This is a genomic window from Clostridium collagenovorans DSM 3089, from assembly GCF_900130005.1.
Classification (GTDB): Bacteria; Bacillota; Clostridia; order Clostridiales; family Clostridiaceae; genus Clostridium_D; species Clostridium_D collagenovorans.
In genome coordinates, this window is record NZ_FQXP01000009.1 from 126,451 (window position 1) to 139,025 (window position 12,575).

At 30.9% G+C, this 12,575-nt stretch carries 14 protein-coding genes; all 14 read right to left on the reverse strand.

What is annotated here, in order from left to right:
* Window positions 1-270: 270 nt before the first annotated feature.
* Complete coding sequence (locus tag BUA48_RS11820; protein WP_072832266.1) at window positions 271-558, reverse strand: YhbY family RNA-binding protein; 288 nt, start codon at window positions 556-558, stop codon at window positions 271-273.
* 15 nt (window positions 559-573) lie between these two features.
* The gene (gene obgE / locus BUA48_RS11825) at window positions 574-1,851 is read right to left on the reverse strand and encodes a GTPase ObgE (RefSeq protein ID WP_072832267.1); all 1,278 of its coding nucleotides are present in this window, start codon (window positions 1,849-1,851) and stop codon (window positions 574-576) included.
* A 203-nt stretch (window positions 1,852-2,054) separates the two neighbouring features.
* Window positions 2,055-2,354: a 50S ribosomal protein L27 gene (gene rpmA, locus BUA48_RS11830; RefSeq protein ID WP_072832307.1), complete on the reverse strand. Its 300-nt coding sequence runs from the start codon at window positions 2,352-2,354 to the stop codon at window positions 2,055-2,057.
* 5 nt (window positions 2,355-2,359) lie between these two features.
* Window positions 2,360-2,686, reverse strand: coding sequence for a ribosomal-processing cysteine protease Prp (locus tag BUA48_RS11835; RefSeq protein WP_072832268.1), 327 nt, complete (start codon window positions 2,684-2,686; stop codon window positions 2,360-2,362).
* Between the two features lie 11 nt (window positions 2,687-2,697).
* The gene (rplU, locus tag BUA48_RS11840; protein WP_072832269.1) at window positions 2,698-3,009 is read right to left on the reverse strand and encodes a 50S ribosomal protein L21; all 312 of its coding nucleotides are present in this window, start codon (window positions 3,007-3,009) and stop codon (window positions 2,698-2,700) included.
* Window positions 3,010-3,135: 126 nt separating this feature from the next.
* Window positions 3,136-4,524, reverse strand: a complete 1,389-nt coding sequence (locus BUA48_RS11845) for a ribonuclease E/G (protein ID WP_072832270.1) — start codon at window positions 4,522-4,524, stop codon at window positions 3,136-3,138.
* 111 nt (window positions 4,525-4,635) lie between these two features.
* Window positions 4,636-5,337 carry a TIGR03936 family radical SAM-associated protein gene (locus BUA48_RS11850; RefSeq protein ID WP_072832308.1) on the reverse strand — a complete coding sequence of 234 codons (702 nt, stop codon included), beginning with the start codon at window positions 5,335-5,337 and terminating at the stop codon, window positions 4,636-4,638.
* Window positions 5,321-7,177, reverse strand: a complete 1,857-nt coding sequence (locus tag BUA48_RS11855; RefSeq protein ID WP_072832271.1) for a TIGR03960 family B12-binding radical SAM protein — start codon at window positions 7,175-7,177, stop codon at window positions 5,321-5,323. The genes BUA48_RS11850 and BUA48_RS11855 overlap by 17 nt, the downstream gene beginning before the upstream one ends.
* Window positions 7,178-7,306: 129 nt before the next feature.
* A complete protein-coding gene (locus BUA48_RS11860) occupies window positions 7,307-8,164 on the reverse strand; it encodes a M50 family metallopeptidase (protein ID WP_072832272.1) in 858 nt (285 codons plus the stop codon).
* A gap of 70 nt (window positions 8,165-8,234) precedes the next feature.
* On the reverse strand, window positions 8,235-9,068 hold the full coding sequence (locus BUA48_RS11865; protein WP_072832273.1) for a M23 family metallopeptidase: 834 nt from the start codon (window positions 9,066-9,068) through the stop codon (window positions 8,235-8,237).
* A 195-nt stretch (window positions 9,069-9,263) separates the two neighbouring features.
* Window positions 9,264-10,367, reverse strand: coding sequence for a rod shape-determining protein RodA (rodA, locus tag BUA48_RS11870; RefSeq protein WP_072832274.1), 1,104 nt, complete (start codon window positions 10,365-10,367; stop codon window positions 9,264-9,266).
* 136 nt (window positions 10,368-10,503) lie between these two features.
* Window positions 10,504-10,764, reverse strand: coding sequence for a cell division topological specificity factor MinE (gene minE / locus BUA48_RS11875; RefSeq protein ID WP_072832275.1), 261 nt, complete (start codon window positions 10,762-10,764; stop codon window positions 10,504-10,506).
* Window positions 10,765-10,778: 14 nt separating this feature from the next.
* Window positions 10,779-11,570, reverse strand: a complete 792-nt coding sequence (gene minD, locus BUA48_RS11880) for a septum site-determining protein MinD (RefSeq protein WP_072832276.1) — start codon at window positions 11,568-11,570, stop codon at window positions 10,779-10,781.
* A 14-nt stretch (window positions 11,571-11,584) separates the two neighbouring features.
* The gene (gene minC, locus BUA48_RS11885; RefSeq protein WP_072832277.1) at window positions 11,585-12,217 is read right to left on the reverse strand and encodes a septum site-determining protein MinC; all 633 of its coding nucleotides are present in this window, start codon (window positions 12,215-12,217) and stop codon (window positions 11,585-11,587) included.
* Between the last annotated feature and the right edge of the window lie 358 nt (window positions 12,218-12,575).

The following is a 12,575-nucleotide window of genomic DNA, read 5'->3' on the forward strand; positions in this document are numbered from 1 at the left end:
AATTTTAATATTAAATAAATATAGATATAGTCCTTAATATTCAATGCTTATAAAATGTATTTTATAATATATACAATCAAAGCTTCTTACTTCTTTAAAAGTAAACCTATAAAAATTTTATACTTATTATGAAACCTAACCTAAAAATATATCTTAACCTTATTTAATAAAAAACTTTCTCTTAAATTCTTTATATAGAAAAGTTCTACATAAGCATTAAGCTTTAGATTTATTATCTAAAGCTTAATATTATATATTATTCTAATTCTATTATAATTCTATTACAGGTTTTTTTGAAGACTTTCTATATATAACAAACTTGTTTCCGATTGCTTGAACCCCTTCACATCCTAATTCTTCACAAATCATATCACTAGCTTCTCTAGCCTCTAACCCGCTGTTATTTAAAACACTTATTTTTATTAATTCTCTTTTTTCTAAAGCATTACTCACTTGCTCTAAGAAAGTTTCGTCTACCCCATTTTTACCTATCTGGAATATAGCGTCTATACCATTAGCTAGTGATCTTAATTGTGCACGTTGTTTTGATGTTATCATCTTGTTCCTCCTAAATTATAATAAATACTCAAATTCAAAGTCATTTAATCTTACTATTTCTCCATCTTGTATTCCTAATTCTCTTAACTCATCAAAGATACCTTTGTTAGTAAGAACCTTATGAACATATCTTAAAGAATCTGGCTCATTAACATTTACTGCATGAAGTAATCTATCTACGAAGCTACCTGTAACTTCAAATACTCCATCTTCAGCTCTTCCAATTGTGTAAGTGAATTTCTTCTCTTCTTCCACAAATCTATCTTCTTCCTTAATTTCAAGTTCTGTAACAGGGATCTTAGATAGCATTTCTGCAGCTTCCTTCATTAACTCCGGAACACCTTCGTTAGTAGCAGCAGAAATCTTAAATATCTTATTGAAACCTAATTTCTCCATTTCAGCCTTGAAAGTCTCAAAATATTCCTCATCATATAGCATATCGCTCTTATTAGCAGCTATTATTTGAGGTCTATCCCAAAGCTTAACACTGTATTGCTTAAGTTCTTCGTTAATCTTCTTAACGTCCTCTATAGCATCTCTTCCTTCAACACCTGAAATATCAACTACATGAATAAGTAATCTAGTTCGTTCAATATGTCTTAAGAATTCTAATCCTAAACCAACACCCTCTGCTGCACCTTCAATGATACCTGGGATATCTGCAATTACAAAACTTTCAATTCCAGGCATAGCTACAACACCTAAGTTAGGTTTTAAAGTTGTAAAGTGATAGTTGGCAATCTTAGGTTTAGCCTTTGAAACCATAGAAAGTAAAGTTGATTTACCTACATTAGGGAAACCTAATAATCCAACATCAGCAAGTAATTTTAACTCTAAACGTATGTATCTTTCTTCTCCTGGCATACCTGGCTCAGCAAAACCTGGTGCCTGTCTTGTAGGTGTTGCAAACTTAGCGTTTCCTTTACCACCCTTACCACCTTTAGTAACTACAAAAGAATCATCTTTATGAGCTAAGTCAGCCATTATTTTTCCGCTTTCTTCATCTCTAATAACTGTACCCATAGGTACCTTAACTATTAAAGTTTCTCCATCTTTACCATAGCATTTGGATCTTCCACCGTTCTCACCTTTTCCTGCTACGTATTTTCTTTTATAAGTAAAGTCCATAAGTGTTGTCATGTTAGGATCTACAACTAACTTAACACTTCCTCCTCTACCTCCATCACCACCGTCTGGTCCACCAAGATCAACGTATTTCTCTCTTCTAAAAGAAATAGCTCCGTCTCCACCGTCACCAGACTTAACAAATATTTTCGCTTTATCTATAAACATAAATTCTCACCCTACCTTATTTACGAAATTTAAATTGCATATATATTTATGATTGAACATAAATACCAAAAGTATACTTCTATTATATATGTATTTAAATCATTGTGTCTTCAATTAATTCTGAATAGAGGTTGTATGTCATTTTAAAAAGTTTTGTAATTTTAAAAAAGCACCCGAAAACGGGTGCCTTTTAAGCATTAATATTACTCTGCAACGATTTCGATCTCTACAGGGTAAACACTTGCTCTTTTTTTATCTTTACCGAACTTCTCGAACTTTAATACTCCATCAACTTTAGCGAAAAGAGTGTCATCTCCACCTTTTCCTACGTTTAAACCTGGATGAATTTTTGTTCCTCTTTGTCTTACAAGAATGTTTCCTGCAAGTACAAATTGACCATCAGCACGCTTAGCACCAAGTCTCTTAGATTCAGAATCTCTTCCGTTCTTTGAGCTACCTACCCCTTTTTTGTGGGCAAATAACTGAAGATTCATTGTTAGCATAGTCATTACACCTCCTCTTCCTTTACTACTACGTAATCATCGTATTCTATTTCTACACTTTTCAAACCTAAAAGCATAGTCTCCATTAATATTTGACAGTCATCTATGTCTTCCACTGAAAAACCTCTAAGATCAAGACTTAAAAAACCATGTTTAACAGTAGGTTTTATCTTTTTCTTTAATACCCCTGCTATACCATTAACTATTGTCAATGATATTGCAGAAATTGCGGCACAAACTATGTCGCTACCTTCCTCAGCATATCCAGAATGTCCATCTATATTGAACGATACTATCTTACTATTTTGTCTTCTAAATGTAATCTCTGTCATAACAATATGTATTATGCTTCGATTTTTTCGATTTGAAGTTTAGTGTAAGGTTGTCTATGACCATTCTTCTTTCTGTAATCTTTTTTAGGTTTGTATCTAAATACTATAACCTTCTTAGCTTTTCCTTGTTCTAAAACTTTAGCAACAACTTTAGCTCCCTCAACTACAGGTTTTCCAACAACTAAACCTTCTTCTTTACTTAATGCAAGAACTTCATTTAATTCTACAGTAGAATCAACATCAGCGCTCATTTTTTCAACGTATATTACGTCTCCTTCTTGAACTCTGTATTGTTTACCACCAGTTGCGATTATTGCGTACACTGAAAGCACCTCCTCTATCCAATCTCGCCACTAAGGTACACCTATAAAAAGTGATTTAAAACCCTTTGTGTGCGGCCTACAAAGGCTATTGTACCATAATGATTATTCCTTGTAAAGATTTTATTTTTAATTAAATACAGATGAAATAATATTGAAAATTTCCACTTTATTAAAAATAACTTCTACTTCTATTTCATTTTTACACAAATAATTTTTAAATTCCTCTAAATTATTTATAAAATCAAAATAGTAAAGTTCATTTATTTCTATTTTCACTTTCTTTAAATCCAAAGTTTTTCTAAGTCTTATAAGCTCATTTTTAATTAAAAACATCAAATACTCTTTACTTATTCTGCTTAAAGTATAAGCTTCCTGCCTCTCCACCTCTTCAACATACTCTAAGATAGACTTCTCTCTTCTTTCCCTTGTTATTTGAACCAAGGAAAGCTCTGTAAAATTATAAACCTTTATTTTATTTCTATGATTTCTTAAGTTTTCTCTTAAGACCTCTATTATTTTCTTCTTATGATTTTCCTTAAACATATCTATAAAATCTATAATTATTATGCCACTTAAATCTCTTAAAGCAATTTGCCTACATATTTCATTGGCAGCTTCTAAATTGACCTTAAATATGTTATCCTCCATATTTTTGCCCTCAATTAAAGCCCCACTATTAACATCAATTACATTCATAGCCTCAGTTTTGTTAAAAACTAAATACCCTTGAGACTTAAGCATTACCTCTCTTTTTCTCAAAGCTAGTATTTCCTTTTCTAATCCATACTGAAGAAACAAATTAATTTCTCCCTCATATAAGCTATTGGATGCTTCCTCTTTATTCATTTCCTTTAGCAATGAAGCTACGTTCTCATGATCATCTTTGCTATTACAGTACACCTTATCACCAGATTTTAATTCTAGTAGTTCTTCTCTTAAAGCTCTTTGTTGCTTATATAAAAGTTTAGGTCCCTTAGAGTATGTACCCCTTTGCTTTATATCCTTAAATCTAGAAATAAGAGAGTTAATCTCAGCTTCAATAAAATCTATGGTTTTTTCAGTTGCTCTTGATCTTATTGTTACTGCCATATCCTTAGGAGCATCTATGCTCTTCTTTATGCTCTCCACAAACTCAATATCATCTATTTTCTTAGATATTTTAATTCCTACTCCAAAGTCTCCAACCACTGCAAAATCTCCACCTAAGCTAACCTTAGTGGTAACAGTAGCTCCCTTTTCACCTATCTCTTCCTTTAAAACCTCAACTAAGATTTCATCACCTGTTTTAATTTTAGAATTATACTTATCAAGGTACAAATAAGCATTTCTATCAGTACCTAAATCTATAAAAATACTTTTCATAGAGGGTATTATATTCTTTACTACTCCAAGATATATTTCTCCAACCTTAGGCTTATTATCTTCCTCATAAAATCTACAATTTATAAACTTTTCATCTAGTTTCACAGCTAGTCTAAGTAAATTATTATTTCTTTCAATGAATATCTCTCTCATTTTAACTTCCACCTAAATCAATTAATATAAAAGGAGATGCAAATTAAAGCATCCCCTCTCAATAATCATAAAATATTTTCTCTAAGTGCGATTTAATATTTTATATAAATCTTATTTAAAGTATGCACTTAATGTAACTAATTTATCACCCTTAGTTGCATACATTTCTTCTCTTTTTATGTCTACAAATCTGTCTTTTTCACAGCTTTCACAATTGTTAATTATGTATTCTGCTAATAATTGAGCAGATAAGTTCTCTCTACTACCACAAGCTATTAGTGAGTTTACAACTAAATTATCATCCTTAATCCAGAATCTGAATTCTTTTATCATAGGTTTAATATCTACTATCTTCTCACCGCTCTTACTTTTCTTTAAAGTTTCCCAAATAGCCTTAGAGTTTAGTTCTGTTAACTCCTCCTCAGCTTTTTTAAGGTCACTACATTTAAGCTTAATAGTATATTGAGCACCATCTATTAAAGCCATAGCTTGAAGTTGTTTTTTACCCTCAATCTTCTCAACCTTAACAGCATCTAAAAATCTAACTCCCATTGGAGCACTTGAGTTTAATCTATCAACTATTTCATTTCCAGGAATCTCTTCAGTTAAAACCATATCTAAATATTCACCACATGAATACATTCCAACTGATAAAGGCTGTGCTATAGAAATAGCCATATGTGGATTAAATCCCTTTGAAAATTCTATAGGAAGTTCTGCTCTTCTAACATTTCTTTGAATTGTTCTCATTAAGTCTAAGTGAGATACAAATTTAATTTCGCCTTCCTTTGTATACTTAATTAAGTAACGCACCTTCAAAACACTTCCCTTCCTTAAAACTTCTGTTAATACCACAGTTTGAACACTTTTCTCTACAGTCTACAGTAACTTCTACTGCCTTAGCTTTTTCATTTTCTCTCATTAAGAATTCCTTAGTTACTCCAACATCTATGAAATCCCAAGGAAGAACTTCATCATAGCTTCTTTCTCTGTAAGCATAGAACTCGCCATCAACTCCACAAGCTTCTAATGCATTTAGCCATGTATCAAAGTTAAAATATTCTTGCCATCCGTCAAATCTAGCACCATTCTCAAAAGCATTTATGATAACTTCACAAAGTCTTCTGTCACCTCTAGCAATTACAGCTTCCATGAAGCTTACTGGAGTTTCATGCCAGTTATATTGAATGGCTCTACTCTTAATATTATCTCTTAACATACCTATTTTCTCTTTAACACTTTCCATTCTATCCTGTGCAGCCCACTGGAATGGTGTAAATGGTTTAGGTACAAAAATAGACGTACTTAAAGTAACCTTCAAGCCCTTTTGTCTTTCATTCTTAGGTATGCTAAAGTACTCATCACATACAAGCTGTCCTAAGTTAGCAATTCCTATAACATCCTCTGCAGTCTCATATGGAAGACCTACCATAAAGTATAATTTTACAGTTGACCAACCAGCTCTAAAAGCACTTCCTACAGCTGATTTTAAATCCTCTTCATTAACACCCTTATTAATTATGTCTCTCATTCTTTGAGAACCAGCCTCTGGTGCTAAAGTTAAACCAGTTTTTCTTACCTTTTGGATTTCATTTAATAAATCCACAGATAAAGAATCTATTCTTATAGATGGAAGGGATACCCCTACCTTTTGATTTCCAAACTTATCAACTAAACCTCTAACTAAAGTATCAATATTAGAGTAGTCACAAATACTTAAAGATATTAAAGAAACCTCTCCGTATCCTGTTGCCTTAATTAACTGTTCAGTTTGCTCCATTAATTTTTCAGTAGACTTCTCTCTAACAGGTCTATAAATCATACCAGCTTGGCAGAATCTACATCCTCTTGTACATCCTCTGAAAGTCTCAACTGTAACTCTATCATGAACTATATCAGTATATGGAACTATTAACTTCTCAGGGAATTCAGCCTCTGTAAAGTTAGTTATAATTCTCTTCTTAACCTTAGCTGGTACATCTTCATACATAGGTTTAAATTCTTTTATAGTACCATCTTCATTGTAAGAAACCTCATATAAGCTAGGAACATATATGCCCTCTACCTTACATACTTCTCTTAAAAATTCTTTTTTAGTTTTACCATTCTTCTTAAACTCTTTATATAAGTCTAAAACATCATTTAACTGCTCTTCCCCTTCACCCATTGCAAAAAAGTCCGCTATGTTATATATAGGCTCTGGGTTGTAAGCACATGGTCCACCAAAGAAAACAAGTGGATCTTCTTCACTTCTATCAGTGCTTCTTAAAGGTATATCAGCCATATCAAGCATATTTAATATATTAGTGTAACTCATTTCATATTGAAGAGTGAAAGCTAAAATATCAAACTCTCCTAAAGGATCCTTGCTCTCTAAAGCATATAATGGTATGTTATGTTCTCTAAGTTGCTCCTCCATATCAGGCCATGGAGCAAAAACTCTTTCACAATATGTATCTTCTCTATTGTTTAAAACGTAATATAATATTTTGCTTCCAAGGTGAGACATCCCTACCTCATAAACATCTGGGAAACAAAAGCCTAATCTTATATCAACTTTATCTTTATCCTTAACAAATGAATTTAATTCTCCACCTATATATCTAGCAGGTTTTTCTACTTTATATAGAATGTCATCAGAAATTTTCTTCATTTATATTCCTCCTAAACTTTTAGTATCAATATATTGTATCATATAAGGAGTAAATTACAAATAGTAATAATTGCTTTTAAAAAAGATGAACATTTAAAAATGCTCACCTTTTCTTATAATATATTAAGTTTAAATTCCTCCAAAATCATCATGTTTGTCCATAAACTCCTCTAAGCTTATATTACCGTAACTTGAAATGCCCTTTATAATTTCATTTTCATAAACCACATCCACAACACTCATATCTTCATCCACAATCAAAAACATGGAATACTTATTTTTATCAACTAAGGATAAGGCAGATAATAAGTCCTTTTTATAAAAGATACATATACTTCTATTTTCCATGTATCCCTTTTTCAAAAATTTAGCCCTTTTTTTAATGATATCACCCATGATTACATATGCCACCCTTTCTTTTTCTTTAATAGCTGTGACTAATACAAGTAAAGATATTAAGCATAAAAGTATATTTCCTTCTCCCCTAAAAAACAATATAAAATATACCATTGCCATAAGACTTCCAACCACAAAGCTAGTATTAACAGCATACTTGTTAGCTTGTCTATAAGGCATTTTTATAGCTAAAATATCTCTAAGTATTCTTCCCCCATCTAAGGGTAAAGACGGTAGCAAATTTAATATACCCAAAGCCAAATTACTATATATCAATAGTCTTATTGAATTTGTATTTAAAAATATATTTATACAATAAAATACCAATGCCAAAATAAAATTGCTTAAGGGTCCAGCTATTGTTATTATTAAGTCCTGTTTAGGGGTTGCATCCTCTAGAGCCTCCAAATTCAGTCTAGCTCCAAAGGGCATAATTTGTATATTAAACTCCTTAAATCCAAAGGAATATGCAGCTAAATAATGTGACATCTCATGTATCATTACTAAACCTAATGCTACTAAAAATTGTCCATTAAAGCATAATAAAAAATAAATTAAATATATAAAAAAAACTTTAGTAAATTTAATCACTTTATCCCCCTGAATATTTAGTGTTTTAGCCAATTAATAATTTAAAACTGACCCTTCTTCATATATATTTTTAATTAATGTACTTTTGGAAATCCTTATCTTTTCCCATATACAATAATTTAAAATCACAGCTCTTATCTTCACTATCCTTTTCTTTGACAGCACCAATGTTTTCATCTCTGTTTATATAATCACCTTCACAAACAAAAACCTCATCAAGTCCTGCATATTCAGTTTGAATACCTTGCCCATGATCTATTAAAACAACTTGCTTATCACCTCTAAAATCACATTTAACTACTTTCCCAGAACTAGCAGCTTGAACAAACCTATTACTTGCTACTCCCTTATTAGATGTAGATATCACTTTACCTTCATTACTATCAGCTTTTAAACCTAAGCTATTATTTTGAATAGTTGGAAAGCTAAAATCCTCTTTGAGCCTTTCTTCAAGTGTTTTACCTCCAAGGACCTTGCTCTTAACTCCATCTATGTAAGATAAAACTTTACCCTCAAATTCCTTATATCCACCATTCTTAATACTACTTGCTATGGCAGTTAAATCATAATTTTTTGATAAAATGGTACAACTTTTAGAATATACTTTTTGAGTAGTAGATGTATCTATAGCCTTACATCCTAGCAAAAGTACACTCATAATCAAAACCCCAGATAATTGCATAATAATTGTATTAGCCCAGCTCTTCTTACTACTCCTAGAACTATTTCTGTAACCATTTCTTTTTAAGATATAATCATATTCCTTATCTCTATGATTGCATTCCCTTTCTCTATAATTGGATGTAATCTTCTCTTTATCGTTACTCTTATTAGCAGCTTTGACTTTACGCTTTTTAGAGATATTATTGTAATAGTTTTCATATTGCATACGATAATTACTCATAAGTACCCTCCTTAATCATTTATCTTTAAATTATATTTAAAAACTTATGATTATATGAATATTTTCTTATAGTTTAAGAATTTCTTTACTAAAAACAAAAAACAGGACCATATATCACAATAAAAAAGAGTAAGAAGTATTATAAAAATACTGCTTACTCTTTTTTATATGATATTAACTAAGGTACTATATGCCTTAAAAGTTTATTTTCTTTCTTCTCATACCAATATTCAAAACTAAACCAAAGGTCATGAAGTTAGTTATAAGTGAACTTCCTCCTGCACTCATAAGTGGTAAAGTTATTCCTGTAACTGGCATAATTCCTATAGTCATACCTATATTTTGGAATATAGAGAATAATAATACCGATGTCATCCCTATAGTTATTACAGATCCAAAGATATCCTTAGAAGTCTGTGCAATCTTAATAAATCTATAAATTACTACTCCATATAGTACAAGTAAAAATATAGCTCCTAAAAGGCCAAACTGTTCACCAACAACAGCAAAAATAAAGTCCGTTCTAGCTTCTGGAACAAAGTTTGCTTGCTTTGCATTAAATAGTCCTAATCCTGCTAAACCTCCCGAACCTATACTTATCTGAGATTGTACCAATTGGAAAGTGGAGGATTGGCTAAACTGCGTCGGATTTAAAAATGATAATAATCTAACCTTCCAATAAGGTTTTATTATAGGCGTATTCCAAAGAACTAATACGGATACCACTAAGGTTCCAAGTCCTCCTAATATTACCCTCATATCAAGTCCTGCAGCAAAAAATATACCTAATACTATAAAGAATGATACCATTGTCATCCCCATATCTGGTTGAATAACTATTAAAAGCATAGGTAATGCAGCATAAAAGCAAAGAGTAAAGAAGTTTTTAGGTTCATTTATCTTTCCATCCATTTCTTGAAGCTTTTTACCTAGCATAAATATCATAGCTATTTTTGCAAATTCCGAAGGCTGAAATTGGATTGGCCCTATTTTAACCCAGGATTGAGCACCATTTACTGTATGTCCTAAAGGAGTAAAATCGTTAAGTATTAAGAAAAATATACACAACCAATAGAATATATCTGTGTAATTTAGTAATAAAGAATAATCAAATAATAAGGTAACATAGACTATTACTAGTCCTATAATCAAAAATATAAGTTGCTTTTTCATTTGATCTATTCCACTTATACTACCTATGTTCAAAGAACCAAAAATAACTATAGTTACTAAGGTTAGTAAGGTTATTATATCAAGTTCTCTTAATACCTTTCTATTAATCTTGAGTTTTTGTAACATTTATATGATCCTCCAATAAATACTCCTAAAAATTATAACACAAATTTATGATTTATATGTAACAATACATTGAAAATTTATAGAACTATATGCTTAGTGTTGCATATAGTTCTATAATATATCCATAGAAAAATTTCTATCCCTTTATTCTTTTTATAGGAATACTTGCTATTAATGCAGGAAAACTATCTTCAATCTCTTCTGTATCAGTTAATTTAACATCAACCTCTTCATCTTCAATCTCCGCGTACTTAGCTATTACTTCAAGCAAATCTCTTTTTATATTTTCTAAAAAATCAGGAGATACAGTTGCTCTATCATGAATTAATATCAACTTTAATCTACTCGAAGCTGTTTCTTTAGGTGTTTGTTTAGAAAAAAACTTAAATAAATCCATATCTACACCCCCAGTTATCTTTTAAACAATCTTTTGATTGTAGCTAAAAATCCCTTTTCTTCACTGAAATCTTCAAAAGGAACCTCTTCATGCATTATTCTTCTTGCAATATTTTTAAATGCCACGCCTGCCATAGCATGATCATCAAGAACCACTGGTTCACCCTTATTAGTGCTTACAGTTACATTCTTATCTTCTGGAACAACACCTATTAATTTGATAGCAAGACAATCTATAATATCATCTACGCCTAGCATCTCACCACGTTTAGTCATTTCATAATTTAATCTATTAACTATAACCCCATGATCTTCTAAACCTTTGTCATTTAACTTCCCTATTACTCTATCAGCATCTCTTACAGATGTAATCTCTGGATTTACAACTACAATAGCTCTATCTGCACCTATAACAGCATTTTCAAAGCCTTGTTCTATACCAGCTGGACAATCTATTAATATATAGTCAAATTCATTTTTAAGCTCGTCTATTATTTTAATCATATTTTCAGCAGAAATATCATCCTTATCCCTACATTGAGCTGTTGGTAGGAGATATAGGGTTTCAAATCTCTTATCTTTAATAAGAGCCTTTTTCAAAGTACACTTTCCTTCAATTACATCTAAAATAGTATAAATTATTCTTCTTTCTAATCCCATAAGTACATCTAAATTTCTAAGACCAGTGTCTCCATCAACTACAACTACCCTTTTCCCTAAACTAGCTAAAGCAGTTCCAATATTAGCTGTTGTAGTAGTTTTTCCTACTCCACCCTTTCCCGATGTTATTACAATTACCTCACTCATTTCAATACCTCCACTTAAATATATTTATTAGGTGTATACGGTTCTACACTTATATAGTTATTTTTTAATTTAGCAACTTCAGGATAAGCAGGTTCATAATCATCCTCTGCCCCCCTATTTATTACACCAGCTATGTCTATAATTTGTGGTTGTAACTTTAAAGCTGCAATTATAGCTTTACTATTGCCATCACTGCCAGCATGTACAATTCCTCTAAGTTTTCCAAATACAATTATATTTCCAGCGGCATATATTTCTGCACCGGGATTAACATCACCTATAATAACTAAATTTCCAGGGTATTTAACCATTTGTCCACTTCTAATTGTTTTATGTACAAACTTTGTTCTTCCTTCAAATACACCAGTAAATACTTTATTCTTTTCTTCTTCTGAATCTTGAAAAATACAATCCTTAATCATAAAGGTATCAAATAATACATCCTTTAACTTTCTTATATCCCTTGCCTTCATATACTTTAACTCTGTAGTTATAGTCAAAATTGCTCCCTTGTAAAATCTCTTCCCCTTAGATAGTTTCTCAATTAAGGCATTTAACATATCTTCAAAATCACTGAAGGCATTTATGTTTATTACCGCATTTAAGCCTTCTCTATTGCCTTTAATGATAATTCTATTTTTTTGCATATACCCCTCCAAAACGATTATCCACCCTATTTTTACAGTTTGCTTTCATATTTTTTAATATTATAATAAATTTAATTATACACTATATAGAAATCATAATACTATATATTTTCTAAGTACTTAGTGCATAAATTTCAATATCCCAGAGAGGATATTTTCTTGGATTCTAAACAATTTGCAATACAAATTAAACCATTTTCTCTTATTTTCTATTAAATTAATATGATCATTCAACGCAAAGAATAACATTATATGTAATAATATAATATTTTTTTATTAGTTTTACAATATTTTTATAAAATAAGAGGTAGTACATAGGTACTACCTCTTATTATATAACTAAAACTTCCAAATTAAA

What these genes read in the sequence shown, in the direction of transcription:
- BUA48_RS11820 (WP_072832266.1), bottom strand. Translation starts at nt 558, where the DNA reads ATGATAACATCAAAACAACGTGCACAATTAAGATCACTAGCTAATGGT.
- obgE (WP_072832267.1), bottom strand. Translation starts at nt 1,851, where the DNA reads ATGTTTATAGATAAAGCGAAAATATTTGTTAAGTCTGGTGACGGTGGA.
- rpmA (WP_072832307.1), bottom strand. Translation starts at nt 2,354, where the DNA reads ATGCTAACAATGAATCTTCAGTTATTTGCCCACAAAAAAGGGGTAGGT.
- BUA48_RS11835 (WP_072832268.1), bottom strand. Translation starts at nt 2,686, where the DNA reads ATGACAGAGATTACATTTAGAAGACAAAATAGTAAGATAGTATCGTTC.
- BUA48_RS11845 (WP_072832270.1), bottom strand. Translation starts at nt 4,524, where the DNA reads ATGAGAGAGATATTCATTGAAAGAAATAATAATTTACTTAGACTAGCT.
- BUA48_RS11855 (WP_072832271.1), bottom strand. Translation starts at nt 7,177, where the DNA reads ATGAAGAAAATTTCTGATGACATTCTATATAAAGTAGAAAAACCTGCT.
- BUA48_RS11865 (WP_072832273.1), bottom strand. Translation starts at nt 9,068, where the DNA reads ATGAGTAATTATCGTATGCAATATGAAAACTATTACAATAATATCTCT.
- rodA (WP_072832274.1), bottom strand. Translation starts at nt 10,367, where the DNA reads ATGTTACAAAAACTCAAGATTAATAGAAAGGTATTAAGAGAACTTGAT.
- minE (WP_072832275.1), bottom strand. Translation starts at nt 10,764, where the DNA reads ATGGATTTATTTAAGTTTTTTTCTAAACAAACACCTAAAGAAACAGCT.
- minD (WP_072832276.1), bottom strand. Translation starts at nt 11,570, where the DNA reads ATGAGTGAGGTAATTGTAATAACATCGGGAAAGGGTGGAGTAGGAAAA.
- minC (WP_072832277.1), bottom strand. Translation starts at nt 12,217, where the DNA reads ATGCAAAAAAATAGAATTATCATTAAAGGCAATAGAGAAGGCTTAAAT.